The 22,323-nt window shown below is 49.8% G+C and carries 15 protein-coding genes and 2 pseudogenes; 12 read left to right on the plus strand and 5 right to left on the minus strand.

Annotation, left to right across the window (positions count from 1 at the left end):
• From BZG79_RS02150 to BZG79_RS02175, 6 genes and pseudogenes are all read left to right on the plus strand, one after another.
• Positions 1-2,263 (plus strand): type I secretion C-terminal target domain-containing protein (locus BZG79_RS02150; RefSeq protein ID WP_206779490.1); only part of this gene is annotated, 2,263 nt, incomplete at its 5' end.
• Positions 2,264-2,478: 215 nt separating this feature from the next.
• Positions 2,479-4,279, plus strand: a pseudogene (locus tag BZG79_RS02155) (ATP-binding cassette domain-containing protein).
• Complete coding sequence (locus BZG79_RS02160; RefSeq protein WP_077678986.1) at positions 4,276-5,670, plus strand: HlyD family type I secretion periplasmic adaptor subunit; 1,395 nt, start codon at positions 4,276-4,278, stop codon at positions 5,668-5,670. The pseudogene BZG79_RS02155 and the gene BZG79_RS02160 overlap by 4 nt, the downstream one beginning before the upstream one ends.
• Before the next feature lie 24 nt (positions 5,671-5,694).
• On the plus strand, positions 5,695-7,083 hold the full coding sequence (locus tag BZG79_RS02165) for a TolC family outer membrane protein (RefSeq protein WP_077577128.1): 1,389 nt from the start codon (positions 5,695-5,697) through the stop codon (positions 7,081-7,083).
• A complete protein-coding gene (locus BZG79_RS02170) occupies positions 7,083-7,685 on the plus strand; it encodes an OmpA family protein (RefSeq protein ID WP_077773629.1) in 603 nt (200 codons plus the stop codon). The genes BZG79_RS02165 and BZG79_RS02170 overlap by 1 nt, the downstream gene beginning before the upstream one ends.
• 58 nt (positions 7,686-7,743) lie before the next feature.
• On the plus strand, positions 7,744-9,666 hold the full coding sequence (locus BZG79_RS02175; RefSeq protein ID WP_077773630.1) for an EAL domain-containing protein: 1,923 nt from the start codon (positions 7,744-7,746) through the stop codon (positions 9,664-9,666).
• A gap of 8 nt (positions 9,667-9,674) precedes the next feature.
• Here BZG79_RS02175 and rimI read toward each other — a convergent pair whose 3' ends face one another.
• Genes rimI through BZG79_RS02190 form a run of 3 tightly spaced genes read right to left on the minus strand, consistent with a single transcriptional unit; the run spans position 9,675 to position 10,939 of the window.
• Positions 9,675-10,136 (minus strand): ribosomal protein S18-alanine N-acetyltransferase, encoded by a 462-nt coding sequence (rimI, locus tag BZG79_RS02180; protein ID WP_077773631.1) that lies wholly within the window; start codon positions 10,134-10,136, stop codon positions 9,675-9,677.
• Positions 10,129-10,521, minus strand: a complete 393-nt coding sequence (locus tag BZG79_RS02185) for a DNA polymerase III subunit psi (protein WP_021023633.1) — start codon at positions 10,519-10,521, stop codon at positions 10,129-10,131. Before BZG79_RS02185 ends, rimI begins: the two co-directional genes overlap by 8 nt.
• Before the next feature lie 16 nt (positions 10,522-10,537).
• On the minus strand, positions 10,538-10,939 hold the full coding sequence (locus BZG79_RS02190; RefSeq protein ID WP_077773632.1) for a hypothetical protein: 402 nt from the start codon (positions 10,937-10,939) through the stop codon (positions 10,538-10,540).
• Between the two features lie 333 nt (positions 10,940-11,272).
• Between BZG79_RS02190 and BZG79_RS02195 the strand changes: the two genes are divergently transcribed.
• Entirely contained in the window at positions 11,273-13,348 is a 2,076-nt protein-coding gene (locus tag BZG79_RS02195) for an EAL domain-containing protein (RefSeq protein ID WP_077773633.1), read from the plus strand.
• A gap of 79 nt (positions 13,349-13,427) precedes the next feature.
• Here the strand turns inward: BZG79_RS02195 and nlpI are convergent, their stop codons facing one another.
• Together nlpI and pnp are read right to left on the minus strand one after the other, a co-directional pair.
• Positions 13,428-14,258 carry a lipoprotein NlpI gene (gene nlpI / locus BZG79_RS02200; RefSeq protein ID WP_242414113.1) on the minus strand — a complete coding sequence of 277 codons (831 nt, stop codon included), beginning with the start codon at positions 14,256-14,258 and terminating at the stop codon, positions 13,428-13,430.
• Positions 14,259-14,374: 116 nt separating this feature from the next.
• Positions 14,375-16,522 carry a polyribonucleotide nucleotidyltransferase gene (pnp, locus tag BZG79_RS02205; protein WP_077461819.1) on the minus strand — a complete coding sequence of 716 codons (2,148 nt, stop codon included), beginning with the start codon at positions 16,520-16,522 and terminating at the stop codon, positions 14,375-14,377.
• 425 nt (positions 16,523-16,947) lie between these two features.
• Between pnp and prfC the strand changes: the two are divergent.
• The 5 genes and pseudogenes from prfC to deoC form a co-directional block, all read left to right on the plus strand.
• Positions 16,948-18,387, plus strand: a pseudogene (prfC, locus tag BZG79_RS02210) (peptide chain release factor 3); the annotation flags it as partial.
• Positions 18,388-18,543: 156 nt separating this feature from the next.
• Positions 18,544-19,314, plus strand: coding sequence for a TatD family hydrolase (locus BZG79_RS02215; protein ID WP_077773636.1), 771 nt, complete (start codon positions 18,544-18,546; stop codon positions 19,312-19,314).
• A 210-nt stretch (positions 19,315-19,524) separates the two neighbouring features.
• Positions 19,525-20,811: a NupC/NupG family nucleoside CNT transporter gene (locus tag BZG79_RS02220; protein WP_077461821.1), complete on the plus strand. Its 1,287-nt coding sequence runs from the start codon at positions 19,525-19,527 to the stop codon at positions 20,809-20,811.
• Positions 20,812-20,944: 133 nt separating this feature from the next.
• On the plus strand, positions 20,945-21,115 hold the full coding sequence (locus tag BZG79_RS02225) for a XapX domain-containing protein (RefSeq protein ID WP_021023640.1): 171 nt from the start codon (positions 20,945-20,947) through the stop codon (positions 21,113-21,115).
• Positions 21,116-21,484: 369 nt separating this feature from the next.
• Positions 21,485-22,261 (plus strand): deoxyribose-phosphate aldolase, encoded by a 777-nt coding sequence (deoC, locus tag BZG79_RS02230; RefSeq protein WP_077577113.1) that lies wholly within the window; start codon positions 21,485-21,487, stop codon positions 22,259-22,261.
• Positions 22,262-22,323: the final 62 nt, after the last annotated feature.

The following is a 22,323-nucleotide window of genomic DNA, read 5'->3' on the forward strand; positions in this document are numbered from 1 at the left end:
CAACGGCAGCGTCGCGACCTCGTTCGATGCGCCAGCGGAAGGTGAAACCCTCACCGTGACAGCGGTGCTGGAAGACCAGTTCGGCAACACCTCGGCAGAAGGCAGCGACAGCGCCGTGCTCGACACCACACCTACAATAACTATTGTTTCTGAAGTGACTGTTTCTGAAGAAGGACTGGCAGGCGGTATTGAGGATTCATTACCATCTGGGACGGATACAACGAATAGTGTTTCAGGTTCTGGTCAATTTACCGTAACAGGCGGTTCAGGAGATATGACCGTCGCACTTGCCGGCGGCAGCGGATTGACCTCAAACGGTGAAACGGTAGCTTGGACCTGGGATGCATCTACAAACCGTTTGTTGGGTCATACAAATGCGACAGATCCTGTCATAACTGTCACGCTCAATGAGCCAATGAGCGGAAGTCTTGAATGGACTTATGATGTCGAGCTACATAGCCCTCTGGATCATCCGGACACAGAGATGGAAGACACATTGTCGCTTCCTATTAGTGTCGTCGTAAACGATGATAACCGTACTGACTTGAGTAAGCCGTTAAGTGTCACTATTGAGGATGACAGCCCCGAAACTATAGCGGTAGAGGTTGTACCGGTCGAGTTGCAGGATATTCCCGATGTGCTGATAGGCAAAGTCTCGTTCACAGGGCAAGGCTCGGGAGACCGTCTCACCCTTGATGATGTTACGGTGACTGCCCTCGGGTTTGCGAATGACTACAACACTCAACTTGAATACGACAAAGTTAATTTATCGTCTGATGGTATTGGTGTTGATAGTGGTTCTTCGTCTACTCCTTGGCCTTGGCCAAGTAATCCTGATGAACACGGTCATCCTTTGTCCAATGAGATTGAATATCGCATCACGGACACCGGCCAAGGCGTATCTGAGCAACTGATATTCTCGTTGAATGGCCAAGTTGCTTATGGCGCACAAATTGAGTTCTCTAAAATGTATGGGGGAGAACTCGAGTCTGGTATTGCACGCTTCTATCGAGATGGCGAACTGGTCGCTGAAAGAGAATTCACGTCCGATGAGACAAGTGGTGACTACGCGAAGAACTTTGATATTCAAGAAGGTGGGTTTGACCAAATCACCATTGAAGCGACTGATAATGGAAACCGTAGTAGTCAAGATAATAGTGATCTAACCGTTAAGTCGATAACTTTCACGGGCGCATCGGATGAACAAGCAATTGCTGTTGCTGATGGTACGTTGCAGTATCATGCAGGCGCTGACGGACTTGACTCTATCATGCTTGAAGGCATTGAAGATGGTTTATTCACGGCGCAAGGTTTAGCGATTACGACTCAATTTGATGGCAATAATCGTCTGATAGCAACAGATGAAAATGGCGCGTTGGTCTTTGAGGTGCAACTGACGCCAGCAACAGGTAAGTGGGAGTTCTACCAGTATCAAGTGATGCAAGCACCTGAGGGTGATTCAGACATTGATTTCTCCTATAAGGTTGTTGATGGTGATGGTGATACTACATTAGGCGAATTCGCCGTTCAGCCTACAAGTAAACCTGAATCGCAAAACCACTCAATAGAAACCGGTGATGGTGTTGATCAAATTGATATGCTTAGTAGCGCTGGCGTCGGTTGGTTATCGCTAAACGTCGGTTTAAGCGGGTCTGAAAAAGTTGTCATTAATGACGAAAACTTCAGCATTAATGGGCCAGAGGTTCATTGGATGTCAGAATTTGAGTCAGATTGGCAAACAACAGATAACCATTATATTGATGCCGGGGATGGAAATGATCAGGTTCGTGGTGGAGAAGGTGATGATATTATCGTCGGTGGCCGTGGCAGCGATATGCTTACCGGTTCTGAGGGGGCAGATACCTTCTCCTGGTCAATGGATGATGTGAATTCACAAAATGGTCATGAATACACCGACACGGTCAGTGATTTCTCCGCTGAGGACACTCTAAATCTAAATGATCTGTTCAAAGGTGATGAGGTGAATGGAGACTTTAGTCGCTTTAGTGTCACCATGAATGATACGAATCCTTATGATGATTCGGTGAATGTGACGCTGAAGTTTGACTATGACAAAAAAGAGGACGCGGATCAGACAATTGAACTTACCAATGTCAAGTTAGAAGGCGGTCAAGTGGTGCTTAACACGCTGATTGAAGGTGAGAAAGGCTCTTTGACCATCAATGATAATGGTGATGGCACCATATCGGTATCCTCCGACATGACAGCCCTCGATGATATTGAGATCGATACAGACTGGTAATCACCCTCAGGCAGCGGCTATCATGTCGCTGCCTTTTGTTTTCGGTCAAAAGAGAGATGTAAGTGACTGACCCTTCGAATAATAATCAATCGGTGCAGTGGCGAATCGCAGCGGGCGAACAGCCCACCGACGATCCCTTGCTAGATTGTTTGGTATTGCTGACCGAACACTATGGCACCCCCTGCTCGGGGGATGCGTTAGTTGCGGGCTTGCCGATGACCAATGCACTACTTACCCCGGATATGTTTCCGCAAGCGGCGGGTCGTGCGGGCCTTGCTGCACGTTTGTCACGCCGTAATTTGGATAATTTAGGGCCGTTATTGCTCCCTTGCGTGTTACTGTTAGCAGATCAAAAAGCCTGTGTGCTGCGTGAAATTGATAATGAGGCAGGCACTGCCCTGATTCAGTTGCCCGAAAATGGCGGCGAGCAAACCATGCAGCTTGAAGCCCTTGAGGCGATGTATGTCGGGTATTGCTTTTTTATCAAGCGCCAGTACCGCGGTGATCAGTCGGTCGATTTACACCTGCACGACAATAAAATCCACTGGTTTTGGCAAACGGTCAAAGACGCTGCGCCTATTTATCGCGATGCGTTGCTCGCCTCCGTGTTGGTGAACCTCTTTGCTTTGGTGTCGCCGCTGTTCGTAATGAACGTCTATGACAAGATCGTTCCTAATTTGGCGTTTGAATCCTTGTGGGTGTTAGCTAGCGGCGCCACCTTGGCCTACTGCTTTGACTTTATCATGCGCAAGTTGCGCTCCTACATGATTGATATGGCCGGGAAGAAAGTCGATATTATTGTTTCGTCTCGACTGTTTGCACGGCTGATGGGTACGCCGCTGGCCAATCGTGGCGGCAGTGTGGGGGCCGAGTAATAAATACGCGTCTGAGCGCCATGGCCATCTCATTGAAAGTTTATCGGCGTTGGAAGGCATCAAAGCCAATGGCGCCGAAGGCATCGTGCAGCGCAGTTGGCAGCAAATGACCGCGCACACGGCGAATTGGAACTTTAAAGTCAAACAAATCACCAATAACGTTTCTTACATTGCCACTTTCATCACCCAGATGATGGCGATCGCCGTGGTGATCTTGGGGGTGTATCGGGTGGCGGACGGCGATATCTCCATGGGGGGGATCATCGCGGCAGTGATGCTTTCCAGCCGAGCGGTATCACCCATGGCGCAGATGGCGAGTTTGTTCAACCGTTGGAATCAAACCAGCACCTCGCTGCGCCAACTGAATGCGATGATGGAGCAAGAGGATGAGTTTGCTGATAAAGGACATCTTGTCAGTCGTAAACGCCTTAAAGGTGAACTCAGTGCCGACAACTTGGCCTTTAATTATCCAGAGACGGAAAAACCGGCGCTTTATCCATTGAATTTTCGCGTTCAGCCGGGTGAAGTAATCGCCATCTTAGGTAAAAATGGCTCGGGTAAAACCACGTTACTCAAACTGTTAGCCGGCCTTTTTCAGCCCAACCAAGGCAGTTTACGGTTTGATGGCGTCGATAGCCGTCAAATCCATCCTTCAGATTTGCGTCGCAACGTGGGCTATTTGGCACAAGATGTGACGCTGTTTCATGGCACTATTCGCGAAAACATTATGTTTGGTACGCGCCAAGTCACTGAGCACCAGCTGATGCGCGCCGTGCAGCTGTCAGGCGTGAGTTTGTTTACCGCGCAAGACCATGAAGGCCTAGATAAACAGGTGGGAGAGCGTGGCGAACGCCTTTCTCGCGGTCAGAGGCAGGCGGTGTCTTTAGCACGGGCGTTGCTTAATGAGCCGCCTGTGCTGGTGATGGATGAACCGACGGCGAGTTTAGACGCACACGCTGAAAACCAATTTATTAAAGCCATGGAAGTGGCGGCCAAATCACGAACACTGGTGATGGTGACCCATAACATGTCACTGCTCAACCTCGCGCAGCGGGTGATTGTGATGGACAAAGGACGCATTGTGATGGATGGTCCGCGCGACAAAGTCCTCAGTAAGCTCAACAAAGGAAATGCGTCATGAGCAAGGTCGTTAAAAAGGCCAGCCAACCCGCTGATCTCGACATGATTGACGATGTTTATGGCGCGATGATGACAGATACCCCGCTCAAGTACCGTGCGGTGGTTTGGGTTGCCTTGCTGCTGATTGCAAGCTTTATTGTATGGGCCGCGGTGGCGGAGCTGGATCGGGTCACTCGGGGCAGTGGTAAAGTCATTCCTCCTTCTCATGTCCAGCTGATCCAAAGCCTAGATGGTGGCATTTTGCAGGCGATGTATGTTGATGAAGGGCAATTGGTTGAAAAAGGGATGCCTCTCGCGCGTATTGATGCCACCCGCTTTCGTTCTGATCTGGCTCAGCAAGAGCAAGAAATTGACAGTTTGCGGGCTTCGGTCACGCGCATGTACAGTGAACTTGATAGTGTCATTCTGCAGCCACCTAGCCAGCCATGGCAGCAACAAATTGAGATTGTGCCGCGTCCCATCAGTTTTCCTGACTCACTCACCAGCCGTAAACCCCAGTTAATTGCACGGCAAAATTCGGAATATCGGAGCCGACTGGACAGTCTGCGCAATCAACTGGAGATTCAGGGACAACAAATCGTTCAGAAACGTCAAGCGTTAGAAGAAGTGGGCTCCAAGATAAAAACGCTGACTAACTCGTTATCGATTATGGATCGTGAGATCAATATCACACGTCCTTTAGTAAAAAAGAAGATTGTCTCAGAAGTGGAGCTTCTCAAACTGGAAAGACAGATCAATGATATGCAGGGTGAGCTGACCAACTTAAAACTGTCGCGGCCTAAAATTAAAGCAGCGTTAGATGAATCTATCTTAAAACGCCGTGAGGCTGCTTTGCAGTTTATTGGTGAGACACGGGCCAAGCTGAGTGAAAGCGAGGCACGGCTGTCTCGACTCACAGAGGCGACCGTCGGGGCACAAGACAAAGTGAACAAAGCCGTCATTACTTCACCTGTCGATGGCACGGTGAAAACGGTGCACATCAACACATTGGGTGGTGTCGTGGGCCCCGGGGAAGATGTGATAGAAATTGTACCCACTGAAGATCAGCTGCTCGTACAAGTGAAAATTTTGCCCAAAGACATTGCATTTTTACATCCTGGGTTACCGGCCGTTGTAAAAGTCACCGCGTATGACTTTACCCGCTATGGCGGGCTAGACGGTAAAGTGGAGCACATTAGTGCCGATACCACGCAGGATGAAGAAGGGAATAGCTTTTACCTCGTGCGAATCAGGACTGAGGCATCGCACTTAACGCGGGATGATGGCACGCCGATGCCGATTATTCCTGGCATGCTGACCTCGGTTGATATTATTACCGGCAAGCGCACGGTGTTGGATTATCTTCTCAATCCTATTTTACGGGCAAAAGAAAACGCACTACGCGAGCGCTAAATAATCACAACAAGGAGAAACAAGATGCCGACCCTTTCGCATCTGTGTCATAAAACGCGCATAACGGCTATCGCGCTAGCCATGAGCTTGATTTCACCCGTTGCAATATCGCAAACATTGGAGCAAGCGGTGGCTCGCTCACTCGAGTCTCATCCACAAATACGTGAAGCCTTTGCGCGCTATAAAGCGCGTGAGCAATCTATAGACCAAGCCAAAGCCGGTTATTATCCCACACTGGATGCGACCGCTGGTGTGGGGCAGGAATGGACGGACTCACCAGGCACTCGCCGTGATACCAGCACGGATGATGAAGTAGACCTAACTCGTCGTGAGCTTGGGTTATCATTACGCCAAATGCTTTTTGATGGCTTTCGTACCCAACATGAAGTGGCGCGGACACAAAACGAAGCCACGGCCGAGCAGTGGGGCTTGATTGCCACCGCAGAAGATAAAGCGTTGGAAGTGTCACGTATTTATCTGGATGTGCTCGTAGCTGAAGAGATTGTGATCCTGGCAGAAAAAAACCTAGATAACCATCAGGAAATCTACGATGCGATTGAAGAAAGCAATCAAGGTGGATTTGCCAAAGCCAGCGACTTGTCTCAGGTGACAGGACGCTTAGCGCGTGCGAACGCAAACTTAATGTCGGCGCGTAATAACCTCGCCGATGCGCGTAGTGCTTTTATGAAGGTCGTCGGTATCGCACCTGAGGATTTACACTTACCCAGCCCCGATGCCGCGATGCTGCCGCAGTCGCTGGATACTACCTTGGATATGGCGTTAGATAACCATCCGCGTTTGCAATCTGCACAAGCAGATATTGCGGCGGCGAATGCAGCCCGTGATGGCTCTCGTGCCGCGTATTTACCGACCATCAACGTAGAAGTCGATGCTAATTGGAACGAAAACATTGGTGGCGAAGACGGTGCGGGTCCGCCAGATGTCGGTGGCGAGAATAATAATATCCAAGCCATGGTACGCATGCGCTACAACTTATTTAATGGTGGTGCCGATCGTGCCCGAGAGCGACAAACGGCTTATCAAACCATCGAGGCGCGAGAAGTTAATGAGATGACCCATCGCCAAGTGGTTGAAGGGGCCACTTTAGCCTGGAACGCGCGAACCTATCTTGAACAGCAGCGTGACTTTATGCGCCAACATGTCGAAGCCGCTACCGATACCCGAGATGCCTATCGCGAAGAGTTTCGCCTCAATGCGCGGACGCTTTTGGATGTATTGGACTCGCAAAATGAGTTGTTTGAAACACGCCGTGAATACCTAAGTAAAGAAGCCGATGAGCGGTATGCACAATATCGAATATTAAACGCTACTGGGCAATTACTGGCCTCACTAAGAATCGATACGCCTGCAAGCTGGGACACGGCATCGCTGTACAGTGAGGGGAGTGAATAATGAAGCAGTTGAGTTTACTTCTTTTTACCGGGCTCATGATCAGTGGCTGTGCGCCACAGTTGGTTGATCCCATGGAAATGAAGATCATACAAAGCCGTGACCTCACCGATCAAGACAAAGATGGTGTAATTGCCGCGCGCGATCAGTGTAACGCGACGCTTGAACAAGCTCGGGTCAATAATGAAGGATGCCCGCAAGAGCGAATAGAAACAGCATCGTTCGAGCTGAATGTCCAATTTGCTACGGATTCGGCCCAGGTTCGTGAGAGTCAGTATGGTGATATCCGTGATCTTGCCGAATTTATGCGCCGTTATCCTAAGGCGTCGGTACTCATTGAAGGTCATGCCAGTAAAGTGGGTGCGGCGAGCTACAATTTAGCGTTGTCACAGCGACGCGCAGAGGCGATTGCGGACGTGCTCGTTAATCAGTTTTACCTTGACCGCAGTCGTGTTAGCGCGCAAGGCTTCGGTGAGACACGCCCATTAATCGATGCTGAGACAGACAGAGCCAATGAAACAAATCGCCGAGTGGTCGCGACTGTTTCTGGCGAACACGGCATAACGGAGAAACGATGGACTATTTATTCATCGGAATCAGATTAGCGGCTACGCCAATGGTCACTTCGATAGTCATTTCACGTATCGGCTGGCGAGGCGCGCAATGACACTGCATCAACGTGTGCTTTCGTTTGTTGTCGCCGCCACTGTGGTCACTGTATTGGTGACCACAGCAGTGGTATTGCAGTTGAGCGCGGAACAACGCAAACAACAGCAGCAGCAACAATCAAACTTACTCAGCAAGACGCTGGCTGAAGCGCTGCCCGCGGTACTTGAACAAAGTGATGGACAACGACTCACGCAGTTAGCTTCCCAGTTTATCAGTATGCCCCAAGTGAGTCAGATCACGATCGAGCCCATGCTATCTGGGGAACGCCAAGTATGGGAATCTGACCGTCCGGCAATGCATGTGCCGAATTGGTTCGCGACAGCGACGGGCTTAACGGTGAACACAACCTCCGTCTCGGTGAGTAACGGCTGGACACAGTTAGCGAAGCTGACCATGACGTTCGATCCTCATCAAGATATTGCTGAGTTATGGCAACGACTGATGCGATTAGTCGGTTGGTTATTGGCTGCGGGTGTGGCCGTTATTGTCGCCGCGTCTTTTATGTTCCGTCGTGTTACCGTCCCTCTGGGGGAGCTCAGTCAGCGACTGACGTCGTTAGGACATGGTGATTTTCATCCGACACAAGTGGCAACCAGTGTGAGTGATTTATCGGCACTGCAAAACGCCTTTAATCTTGCCGGGCAACAAGTCGCACGGATGCAGCAATCACAACAAGACGAATTGGCACGCTTGCGCGATAAACTCATGGTGGATCCGGTATCACGCTTACCGAACCGTGGCTATTTTCAGCACCAGCTGCAAAGCTTTATCAACGATGAAGTCGGTTGCAGCTTAATTCTGTTAGAGGCGGATTGGTTATCACGTTTACGTGCGCGTTACGGATATCAATACCGGGATCAATGTTGGCGATTACTAGGAGAAGCGTTAACGCAGGAGAGCTTAGCCAGCACGCATCAAGTCGTGGCAAGGTTGAGTCATAATGAAATCGCGATCTTACTGGTTACCGATGAAGAGAAAGCATTACGGCGTTACTTACGCCAGTTATTACGGGTGATCAATCAAGAGCTAGAGAATATCTCGCTACCGGTCAATCAAGGCTTTCACTTAGGTATTGCGCAAACGCGTACCGACGAGACGGTGAGCCTGATGGCGAAAGCGGATAATGCATTACAACACGCGAAGCGCCAAAACGAGGTTTACTTTTGGCCAACGGATGAACAAGTTGATAGTCGGACCCGAGAGCAATGGCGGCATATTTTGCTTGATGCGTTGCACAAAAACCCATTAGCGCTTTATGCCCAACCGGTTCGTCATCGTGATAATCAATATAATTGGCATCAAGAGGTGTACGCACACCTTTGGGTGGACGATAGCTGGCTATCTGCGGGTCAGTTGCTCAACCGTATTGAGATGTATGCATTAGGCGAAGAGTTTGATATTCACGTGCTAAATAGGGTGAGTGACTACCTTAATAAAAATCCTCACAGTGACAAGCTCGCGATCAATATCACCATTGAAAGTGTCCAAAGCCAAACATTCTATGATTGGTTAAGTCACTTTTTACTCAAAACCTATCTCGCCGATAAACTGGCGTTTGAAGTGTCAGAAAAAGCGGTGCATGCTGATCCTGAAGCTTGCAAGGCATTGTTTCGTTTAATCCGTGGTCAAGGCTTTGCCGTTGGGGTTGATCACTTTGGCCGTAATATGGATAACGTCGACTACATCAAAAATATCGAGCCTGATTATGTCAAATTGGATATCGGGTTTGGTCAGCAGTCGAGCGATGTGGATGATGTATTCATTCGCATGCTAGTCAATATTGCGCTGGGACGAGAGATCACTGTCATTGCCACTGGGATTGAACAATCAGAGCAGCACCAGTATTTTCATCAGTTAGGTTGTCAGGGCTATCAAGGCTATATTCTGCCACCGATCAGGTTAGATAGTGGTGAGTAGCCTTAGTTTCAATCGGCTATTTTTTGCATCACCCACGCATCTTCTCGTCGACCGTCGGCACACGCATAATAGTGTTTTCGGCGGCTGACGGGCTTAAAGCCATATTTTTGATACAAGACTTGCGCCGCGATGTTGCTTTCGCGTACCTCCAGCCAGATACTCTCCGCACCGGCTTCATTTAGGCGTTTGATCATCGCCTCAAGTAAAATACTTCCCCATCCTTGCCCTTGATAGGTGGGCTCAATCGCAATGTTCAATAATTCTCCCTCCCCGGCGACACAGCGCGCGTAAAAATACCCAATCAGTAATGCGTGTGGCTGCATTAAATGAAGCCCATACGCGTGGTCAAAACGGCCAGTTGACGCCGCTAGTTGGGTGTCTGACCAGGGGGAACTGTGGGCGCGCCGCTCGATGGTGCTGATGGCTGTGATGTCATCGTGCGCCAGCGGACAAAGATAATAATCAGTCATATTGGCAAATCTGCCGCCACAGATCGCGTTTGGCGGTTGGGTTATCGTGCATCTGCGCTAAGGGAATCGAATCTAAACGTCGTACGCCATCAATAATCACATCCGGTGTGTCAATATACCAGCACCAAGTTAAGCGATGTTCACCCAGTGCCGACAACGCTGCATGCGGTAATTGACGCGCCTGCTCGGGGCGCAACTTCATGCTCTTGAGTATATTGCCGAACAACCACGCATCTTTTTCACTGAGCGGCGTATCACAGACCAGCAATAATTGGCAGGCGTCTGGTAACTGAATAACTTCGTGCGTTTGGTCATAAATGGCTGGATGACGTAACTGCCAGACGTCTAGGCCCATCGCTTGTAAACGTTGAATGTCGGTTAACATCGTTTTGGCATCCGTATTAAGCGGTCGCGGCGGCTAATTGCTTATACCACCAGGTATCGTTGGCCTGTATCGGGGCAAACTCAGCGCGCGCCGCCTCAGCGCTGGGCATTATTTTAAGCCGGGTATAGCCAAACTCAAAGAGGGTGGATTCCGCTTCGTCCAAGAGTGGCATTAAAAGGTCGGGATCTGGACTGTGCCATAACGCGATTTCTTGGCTGTTGTTATCCATTTGCGCATCAATCACCACAATATGGCCCTGTACCTCTCCCATATCGCTGGTCGCGAGCAACGACAGAGAAATAAGCCCGGCTTCACGCCATTGCTTGAGTTGGTCGGCTTGATAAGGACGCGTGATATCGTCGCGCCACCAACGATCCAGTTTAACCAAGTCGGCGGGCGCTTCTGAGCGAATAAGCATAAGACATACAGCGGTGAGTAAATGTTGTGGTCAGGATAACCGATTCCCGATCCGGTGCAATAGTGACAGTGAGTCTCGCACAGATTGTTACGCAGCTAAATGCATAAATAGCCGCCAAATTGTGCGATTTGGCAACATACTCTCGCTTTTTTACTGATTTTGAGTGCCTTTTCTCTTTTTACCGATAAATGTGCGGTATATAGTGAGAAAAGCTTGAACCTATGACGTGTGCCTCATAAAGTGCTACTGACAATGAAGTTAAAAGTGTCTAATATATGAGACGCTTGTCTCGATGATGATATAATCGAGCGTGATTACCCAATGTGAGCCCCCATGCCAATATCGTCGTTAAATGATTGGTTTTACTGCTTAACCGATAACAGTCCGTTCCTTTTTGCCATTCTAGATAGTACCGATCGCTACGTGTACGCTAACCCGCGCTATTGTGAGTTGGCGGGTCTTTCTTCTGTCTCGTTGAAGGGGCTTTGTGACAAAGACACGCTAGGCGAGGCGTTTTATCAAGCGGTAAAACCGCATTATGAGAAAGCAAGACGCGGGGATGGCGCGGAAGGAGAAGTGGTGATTGCGGATGAGTATCATAGCTCAAGCTTTCATTTCAGTGTGGCACCGCTTAAAAACTATAAGGATGAGCAAGGACAGCCTTGTGTTATTTTCCATGCAGTTGACACCTCGGAGCGTCAAATCTTAGCCAGTGCGCTGGAAGAAGCGGATGAAAAATATCATCGTTTAAGTTCGTTGATCGACGATGGCTGTTGCCTGGTGGAGGACGGTTGTATTCTCTCCGCGAACCCTGCTGCAGCGACCTTGCTAGGGGTGGCATCCGCAGACGACTTGCTCGGTGAGCCGGTGGCGAATTATTTAGCGCTTGCCGATCAAAACCATTCGGTGATAGAGCGCTTGGCGAGTGCCAATGATCGCGAGTGCATTGACGCATTGAGTAGTAAAAAAGGTGCGTCTGTGCGCCTTTCTCAGTCGCCGATTCAGGTATTAGGTAAACAAGCCACTATGTTGCGCTTACACGCGCCTTATACAGAGGTGAAGCGGCTGCAACCCGCACAACACGATGAAATAAGCAAAGTCGGCGAGCCGCAATGGGCCAATATCGATGCCTTGACAGGATTGTATAATCGCTATGGCTTTAGCAGTGAACTGGATAAACTGATCCGTGCGCAGACGCCTTTAGCCATGTTATATCTTGACGTGGATAATTTTAAAAACATCAATGACTCGCTAGGCCACCACGTGGGTGATCGGGTGTTGCAAGATATCGCACAACGTTTACGCGCACTGCTTTCCGCCGACACCATTATTGGTCATTTGGGGGGCGATGAATTTGCGGTGATCCTACCCAAACCTGCCACTGAAGACATGGTCGAGCAGTTAGCTGACAAGGTTGTTGGCGCGATTAGCCAGCCTTTTGAACTGCACTACTTTAGCAAATATTTGGCCTGTTCCCTGGGGATGGTGCGCTACCCTGAAGACGGCAAAGATGCCAGACAATTACTGCAAAATGCCGACACGGCAATGTATGAGGCGAAAGAGCAAGGCCGAAACCGTGTGGTTGAGTATAACGACAGTATGAGTAAAGAAGCGCGGATGCGTCTGTGGCTGGAAATTGAGCTGCAAAAAGCATTGCAAAGCAAAAGCCTAGAAGTCTGGTATCAGCCCAAAGTGAATGCGGGTGATTTTCGTATCAATGGCGCAGAGGCTTTGGTGCGCTGGAAGCATCCAGTGGAAGGTTACATCAGTCCAGGGCGTTTTATCCCTGTGGCTGAGCGCTGCGGCTTGATAGAGGCGCTTGGGCGCCATGTGATGCGGGAAGTGTTTCAAAATGTTCATCGTTGGCGGCAACAAGGATTATTACCGGGCCGGGTCGCGATCAATTTATCGCCTGAGCAATTTAGTAGTCCTAAGTTAATTGAACANACCGGCGCCAATCCTGAAGATATTACCTTTGAACTTACCGAAAGCGCGGTAATGAGAAATGATGAGCACGCGCTGACCATGTTGAATGCGATTAAATCATTAGGGTTTGCGTTATCGATTGATGATTTCGGGACAGGGTACTCGTCGTTGTCCTATCTCGCGCGCTTTCCGCTTGATGAGCTCAAAATCGATCGCGCCTTTATCCATGAGATGGATGCGCTCAGTAAGCAGGTGACGCTGGTGGAAAGTATTATCCACCTTGGGCGAGCGATGGAGATGACGGTGGTGGCTGAGGGCGTCGAAACTCGCCAGCAAGCATCGGTGTTAACCAACCTACATTGCGACACCATTCAAGGCTATTACTTTCACTCTCCGATGCCGAAGCGAGAGTTTGAACAATTGCTACATAAAAATAAGCCGCAAAATCAACCGCCACAGCTATTAGCGCCCACCCGCCCGTGATGATTATGTGTCAGTGAAAATAAAAAAGAGCAGGAAAACCTTGCTCTTTTTAGTGTGGCATATTGGTCGCAAGCATGGGCTATGGCTGACGGTAAGCCAGGCGGTTGAGTTCAAGTAGCGCGTAACGATGCTCAACAAATTGATAGACATTGCCTGACATGGCGAGCTTATAAAGCGCGACAGCGCGATCGTTATCGCCTTGATATTGGTACCGTTTGGCGAGATAAAAATACGCTTCACACAGGCGCTCTGCTAATTGTTGGTTATCTTTGCCCTGAGCGGCTAATTGTTCAAGCAACTCGCGCTCGCTGATCACCCCCAGATACATGTCTACCAGTTGCCAGCCCCAGCCGGTTGTCTCGGCGTTTGCTTTGCGGGTTAACAATGCTTGTTGAGCTTGGGATTCACCTTGCCAATCGCGCTCCACTAAATAAAGCCAAATCAGGCGATAAGGGTCGTCGCGATCTTCTTGGTAGTGATTAAGTAAGTCTTGATAGGCCAGACGATAGCGCCCGCCATAATACAGGGCAATACCGCGGTTACGTTCGGCATAACTATGGCTATCATCAAGCTCTAACGTTGAGTCAAACGCTTCGTAAGCCGCATCGTAATGGCCATTTTGAGTAAAATAGACACCGAGAATATTGAATACATCGGGTTGGTCAGGCTTTAAAGATAAAGATTGGTTGAAATCTAATCGTGCTAAGTCGCGCATGCCAAGATTATCGTGCATTAATCCACGTTCATAATGCAGTTGCGCACGTGCCTCGTCGCTTAAATCCTTTCGTGCGAGTAATTGATCGATGCGTGCCAAGTGGACTTCCTGTTGCAGTGTTGGCTGCAAGGGAACGGCCATCGGTGGGAAGGTCCACTGACTGCTACATCCTGTCAGCAACAATGACGTCATCATCAGCAATAACAGCGCCACATTGGTCAGTGGTTTATAAAAAACGGTCATGAAGGCGCATCTCCGTGTAAAAAAAAGGGGGCCTCAGCCCCCTTTATATCATGAATAACTCGATGACTCTAAGCGTCAGTACTTGGCGCTTGCTCCGCAGGTGCGGCGTCTTCTGAAGGCTTGTCTGAGCCTTTCTCAGATGCGGCTTCTTTCATGCTTAGGCGAATGCGTCCTTGGCGATCAACCTCGAGCACTTTGACGTCCACTTCTTGGCCAACTTCAAGATAATCGGTCACTTTCTCAACACGCTCATCGGCGATTTGAGAAATGTGAACCAGGCCATCTTTACCGCCAATCACAGAGACGAACGCACCGAAATCAACAATGCGCTGGACCTTACCGGTATAGATGCGGCCCACTTCTACTTCGGCGGTAAGCGCTTCGATACGAGAGATCGCATCTTTTGCCGCGTCGCCATCAGTAGCAGCAATTTTTACCGTACCATTGTCGTCGATTTCGATCGTAGTGCCGGTCTCTTCGGTCAGCTGACGGATCACCGCGCCGCCTTTACCAATCACATCACGGATCTTATCAGGATTGATGCTCATGGTATGGATACGAGGGGCAAACTCAGAGATATCATCACGGGCTGAACCAATCGCTTGATCCATGACATCCAAGATGTGCAGACGTGCGCCTTTTGCTTGGTTCAGGGCGATTTGCATGATCTCTTTGGTGATCCCTTCGATTTTAATGTCCATTTGTAGCGCAGTCACACCGTCGTCGGTACCGGCCACTTTAAAGTCCATATCACCGAGGTGATCTTCGTCACCCAAGATGTCCGAAAGAACAACAAACTCGTCGCCTTCTTTCACCAGACCCATGGCAATACCTGCAACGGATTTTTTCACCGGTACACCGGCATCCATCAGCGCAAGCGATGTACCACAGACAGATGCCATGGATGACGAACCGTTAGATTCGGTGATCTCAGACACCACACGCAATGTGTACGGGAAATCGTCTTGGCTTGGCATCACCGCGGCGATACCACGTTTAGCGAGACGGCCATGGCCGATTTCACGGCGCTTTGGTGAGCCAACAAATCCAGTTTCACCCACACAGTATGGAGGGAAGTTGTAATGCAGCATGAAGCCTTCTTGGCGCTCACCCATGATCGAGTCAATGGTTTGCGCATCACGCTGGGTACCCAAGGTCGCCGTTACTAGCGCTTGCGTTTCACCACGGGTAAACAAGGCACTGCCGTGTGTACGTGGCAATACGCCGGTACGGACATCAAGGGCGCGAACCATGTCTTTTTCACGGCCATCAATGCGCGGTTCGCCGGCGATAATACGACCACGAACCACGGTTTTTTCTAGGTCGCCAAGCATGCCGAGGATTTCACGTTCATTGAGACTTTCGTCTTCACTTAGCAAAGCGGCAACCACGTCTTGCTTCACCTGGCCAACTTGCTCGTAACGGGCCATTTTTTCAGTGATCTGGTATGCCTGAGCCAATGGACCTTGTGCCATTTCTGCCACACGGGTTTGTAGGGCAGCGTTAACTTCAGGTGCTTTCCAATCCCACTGAGGCGTGCCGACTTCAGCCGCGAACTCTTTAATGGCATTGATAGCGGTTTGCTGTTGCTCGTGACCAAACATCACGGCTTGCAGCATTTGCTCTTCGCTCAAGCGATCAGCTTCTGATTCAACCATCAGTACTGCGCCTTCTGTCCCTGCAACAACCAGGTCCAGCTTACTTTCGTCGAGTTGCGCTGGGCTTGGGTTAAGAACCAACTCGTCGTTGATATAACCTACGCGTGCCGAGCCAATCGGGCCGTTGAATGGGATGCCTGAAATCGCTAGGGCGGCAGAGGTACCCAGCATGGCGACAATGTCAGGGCTAACGGCTGGGTTAACAGACACAACCGTCGCAATGACTTGTACTTCGTTTTTGAACGAATCAGGGAAAAGCGGACGGATTGGGCGGTCAATTAAGCGTGCAGTGAGGGTTTCTGACTCAGATGGACGGCCTTCACGTTTGAAGAAACCACCTGGGATTTTACCTGCAGCGTATGTACGCTCTTGGTAGTTGACGGTTAGAGGGAAAAAGCTTTGGCCTTCGGCGGCTTCTTTTTTACCTACAACAGAGACGAATACCGAGGTATCGTCCATGCTGACCATGACGGCACCATTGGCTTGGCGTGCCATGACGCCCGTTTCCAATGTCACAGTATGATTGCCGTATTGGAATGTTTTTACGATTGGATTCACAGATTATTTCCTTGTTGCTGAGGGATAAACCCTTTGATTTATCTCACTAATTGTCGGCTTTCAGCTGTTCACCATCGCGACTAATGAAAGCACGCTGCGCGGATGATTGATCTTGATGGGCAGTATGCTGTCAATAGTCGCGACCTAATGGTCGACGTTGTTGACTGTTTTACAGCTGAAAGTGGCGCTAATTATACACGTGCTTCACTAATAACGACACCACAGGGCCGTCAATTGACGACATTTGTGATGGATTTGGCAAGCAAGCTTGACCCTAACGTGTGCAGATAACCGTGCCAAGTCAGATTTGTGAATTGAAGCTGGCTACAAGATCAGCGAAAATACGCCACCTTTGTGATTTACCTCCTCAGTTGGCGCTCGATTGCCGCCTGAATCAAACAAGAAGATAACCTGCTATGTCAAATACTAACCAGCATGCCAAGTCAGATTGGATGGACATGGAAAAAGAGCGTGGGATCTCGGTGACCACCTCGGTGATGCAATTTCCTTACAACGACTGCTTGGTAAACCTGCTTGATACCCCAGGGCACGAGGATTTCTCGGAGGATACCTATCGAACATTGACGGCGGTTGACTCTTGTTTGATGGTCATTGATGCCGCGAAAGGGGTTGAGGACCGGACCCGTAAGCTGATGGAAGTGACTCGCCTTCGTGATACGCCGATCATCACCTTTATGAACAAATTGGRTCGAGATATTCGCGATCCGATGGAGCTGCTTGATGAAGTCGAAAGTGAGCTCAATATTGCCTGTGCGCCAGTATCATGGCCAATTGGCTGCGGCAAAGGCTTCCAAGGTGTTTATCACATTCACCGTGATGAAAGCATTCTCTATCAGTCTGGTCAGGGGCATAAAATCCAGGATGCTCGTATCATCAAGGGCTTGGACAACCCTGAGCTGGATGACGCAATTGGCTCTGACATTGCGCAAGATTTGCGTGACGAGCTGGAGTTGGTGATGGGGGCCTCGCATGAATTTGATCGTGAGCTGTTCTTAAGCGGTGAGCTGACGCCGGTATTCTTTGGTACCGCACTGGGTAACTTCGGTGTGGATCATATGCTGGACGGCTTGACCGAGTGGGCGCCTAAGCCGATGGCGCGGTCAACTCATGATCGTGAAGTGAGTGCCGATGAAGATAAATTCTCAGGCTTTGTGTTTAAAATCCAAGCCAATATGGATCCACGTCACCGTGACCGTATTGCCTTTATGCGTATTGTCTCCGGTAAGTATCAGCAGGGAATGAAGCTGCGCCATGTACGTTTAGGCAAACAAATCAATATTTCTGATGCGGTGACCTTTATGGCAGGGGATCGGTCACGGGCTGAAGATGCGTTTGCCGGCGATATTATTGGCCTGCATAACCATGGCACCATTCAGATTGGCGATACCTTTACCCAAGGAGAAGATCTTAAATTTGCCGGGATCCCGAACTTTGCGCCTGAGCTATTCCGTCGCATTCGTCTCAAAGATCCATTGCGTCAAAAGCAACTATTGAAAGGCCTCATTCAGTTATCTGAAGAGGGCGCGGTACAGGTATTCCGCCCGATGCAGTCGAACGATCTAATTGTTGGCGCGGTCGGTGTCCTGCAGTTTGATATGGTGGTGGCGCGCTTGAAAGCCGAGTATAACGTTGACGCACTCTACGAGCCGATCAATGTCGCCACTGCGCGTTGGGTTGAGTGCAAGGATGAGAAGAAGCTGGATGAATTCCAGCGCAAAAATCAAGCTAATCTCGCGCTGGATGGCGGCGATAACCTGACCTATATCGCGCCGACGATGGTCAACCTCAACCTGACGCAAGAGCGTTTTCCAGACATTGATCTCAGAGCCACCCGTGAGCACTAAGTGATTTTGGCTTATGTCAAAGACATCGCAGTGAGGTAGGCAGAGCGTCTTGCCCCACTGTGAATGAGGGGTAAACCTTCTATAATGCCGTCTATATAGACGGCATTCTACTCTCGAGAGGACAGCGATGATGAAGGTGGTTTTGGCGGTTAAAGCATGATTGATACCCATTGTCACTTCGATTTTTCCCCTTTTAATCAGGCGCCGGATCAATACTGGCAAGCGGCGCGTGAGGTGGGCGTCACGCGCATGGTGGTACCGAGTGTCAATGAACAAAACTGGCCGGCGGTATTAGCGCTGACGGAACGTTTTGCTGAGATGTATGCTGGCTTGGGGTTACATCCATGTTTTCTCGATACGCACACAGACAACAGCCTCGCCGCATTAGAAGACGCGTTGGTATCACGGCCATTGTCCTGCGTGGCGGTCGGCGAAGCCGGTCTGGATTATTTTGTCGCGCACACTCCAGAGATGAAGCAGCGCCAGCACGCCTTACTTGATGGTCAGTTATGGCTTGCTCGCCGTTATGACTTACCCATTATTTTGCATAGCCGTCAATCTCATAACGACTTGCTGCGTCTGGTGAAAGCGTATCCTGGCGTGCGCGGTGTGCTGCATGCGTTTAGCGGTAGCGAGCAACAAGGCAAACAATTTATTGATGCTGGGCTAATGCTCGGCGTGGGGGGCACCGTCACCTATGAGCGGGCGAATAAAACGCGTCAAGCTATCGCGCGCTTACCGCTCAACCATTTGCTCTTGGAAACCGATGCTCCTGACATGCCGCTTGCGGGATATCAAGGAAAACCCAACACACCCGCCCAGGTATCTCGGGTGGTCGATGTGGTCACCGCGTTAAAAAGCTGTGATAGAGATCACCTGGTGGCTGAAACATCAGGCAATGTTGAAAGAATGTTTGGCTTTCACTAAGCGCGAACGTGCGTGAGACAAACGTTTGCGGTTGCATAAGCTCACAAAACTAGATCAAAGTCATACTTATTGATGCATTGCAAAATAGTTTTACAGCGAACTGTGATTGGAATATTACTTTAATGTGACTGCTCTGCGTATAATCCCTCCCCGGAAGCCAAATTCCACTCTGTCGAGACGCCAACTTTTTACTTTGAGGATGCCAATACTATGAGCCTGCTGATGAGCGTAATCGGGATGGTTGTACTGCTAGGAATAGCTGTTCTCCTTTCTGATAATCGCAAAGCCATTAACCTCCGTACCGTGGGTGGCGCATTTGCTATCCAACTCTTTTTCGGTGCTTTCGTACTGTATGTCGACGTAGGTCGTGACATTCTTTACGGCGCATCACAATACGTTGCCAACGTCATCGCATATGGTGACGAAGGGATCAGCTTCATCTTTGGTGGACTGGTTTCTGACAAAATGTTTGAACTGTTCGGCGGTGGCGGTTTCGTCTTCGCACTGAAAGTTCTGCCTGTTATCGTATTCTTCTCATCACTGATCAGTGTGCTTTACTACCTGGGTATTATGCAGGTTGTGATTAACGTACTCGGTGGTGGTTTGCAAAAAGCCTTGGGGACCTCGCGTGCCGAATCCATGTCTGCGACTGCGAACATCTTCGTGGGTCAAACAGAAGCGCCACTCGTGATTCGTCCCTTTGTCCCGCGCATGACCCAATCAGAGCTGTTTGCCGTGATGTGTGGTGGTCTTGCCTCTGTCGCCGGTGGTGTATTGGCCGGTTATGCGTCAATGGGTGTACCGCTTGAGTACTTGATTGCCGCTTCATTTATGGCGGCGCCTGGTGGTCTGTTGTTTGCTAAAATCATCAAGCCAGAAACTGAAGAGCCAGTTGAACAAATGGCCGATGCCACCGCAGAAGGCGTTGAAAAGCCAGCTAACGTCATCGATGCCGCTGCTGGTGGTGCCTCTTCAGGTATGCAACTGGCCCTGAACGTGGGTGCAATGCTACTTGCCTTTATCGGTTTGATTGCTCTTATCAACGGTATGCTAGGTGGTATCGGCGGTTGGTTTGGTTATCCAGACATTACGCTTGAGCTGATCCTGGGTTACTTGTTTGCCCCATTTGCGTTCCTTATCGGTGTGCCATGGGAGGAAGCAGTGGTTGCCGGCTCTTTCATCGGTCAGAAGATCGTCGTCAACGAATTTGTCGCTTACCTCAACTTCACCCAATATCTTGGCGATAACGCACAAGTTGTTGCGGCAACGGGTGTTGAGATGACGGAGAAAACCAAAGCGATTATCTCATTCGCATTGTGTGGTTTTGCTAACTTGTCATCGGTGGCCATTTTGCTTGGCGGTCTCGGTGGTCTGGCGCCTAGCCGTCGTCCAGAGATTGCACGCTTTGGTGTCAAAGCGGTGGTTGCTGGTACCTTGTCTAACCTGATGGCGGCAACAATTGCGGGTCTATTTGTGACGCTAACCATGGCTGGTTAATCGTTTACGCGCGAAAAAATCGTGCCACATAGAACGCCACACAGTGAATCTGTGTGGCGTTTTTTTATAGGGTGTATACTCAGGGAGTATCCGATAAATAAAGTGAAGCTGGTTAACAAAATAAGGAAAAACGATGCAGGAAGTGCTCCTTGCGGTAGTCGCCGGGTTTTTAGTCGGTGTTTTGTTTAGTGCGATCAAGTTACCTATCCCCGCGCCACCGGTTTTGTCGGGCGTGATGGGGATTGTTGGTGTCTACTTAGGTGGGATCGGCTACCAGTGGATTATCGAACGGTTTTTCAGCTAACCCGTATTGATTCTGCCAAGCAACACTGTATTTTCCAACAGAAACGGTAAAAACTAGTTTTGCCGAAACGGCGTTGGTAAAATAAGTGAAGGCCGTCAAAGTTTGGTGGCGCCACAATCTTTATTTTCCTCTTATGGTTAGCAACAAAGGTGTGGCTAGCCCCAATCGAAAACGTCCAATGGTAGAACTGCGAACACAAATGTGTTTGCACGCGGCAACAAGGATGGTTGGTTGAAGGCGGCGCAAGGTCCAGCCTCAAACTTCATGGAGCCAAGTCCGCTGAGCAGCAACCGGCTACAAGTGACGGTTGCCAACACAGTGGCCAACCCAATACCTGTTTGGCAAAAGAATGAGGACTGGAGATATCCAATGAACGAATTACATACCGCGGCCCTACGCGCACTCAAATTAATGGATCTGACCACGCTGAATGATGATGACACCGATGAAAAAGTGATCACCCTGTGTCAGAACGCGAAAACGGCTGTTGGTAATACGGCTGCTGTCTGCATTTATCCGCGCTTTATTCCGATTGCGAAAAAAACATTACGCGAACAAGGCACGCCAGATGTCCGTATCGCGACCGTGACTAATTTCCCCCATGGCAATGATGACATTGATATTGCGGTAGCAGAAACTAAAGCTGCCGTTGCCTATGGCGCCGATGAAGTGGACGTTGTTTTTCCATACCGTGCGCTGATTGCTGGTGACGAAAGTACTGGCGCTGAGCTGGTGAAACAGTGTAAAGCGGCATGTGGTGACAAGGTGTTGCTTAAAGTGATCATCGAAACCGGTGAACTTAAAACTGAGGCGTTGATCAAGCGCGCCTCGGAGATTGCCATTGAGGCGGGGGCCGACTTTATCAAAACCTCTACCGGTAAAGTGGCTGTCAATGCCACGCCTGAAGCGGCTGAGATCATGCTGAATGTAATCAAAGACAAAGGCGTTGCAGCACGTGTTGGCTTTAAGCCAGCCGGTGGCGTGCGCACCGCAGAAGATGCGCAGCAATACCTGGCTATGGCCGATCGCATTCTCGGCGACCAATGGGCCGATAACCGCCACTATCGTTTTGGCGCATCTAGCTTGTTGGCGAACTTACTCCACACCTTGGGTGAAGGCGAAAAAGCGGCTGAAGGTGGCTATTAAGTAAGTTGCCACTCACCCAAACGGTAGGGCGAGCGAGGATCGTGTACTCGGTCGCTCACGTA

This window comes from Salinivibrio sp. MA427 (assembly GCF_001996115.1).
GTDB lineage: Bacteria > Pseudomonadota > Gammaproteobacteria > Enterobacterales > Vibrionaceae > Salinivibrio > Salinivibrio costicola.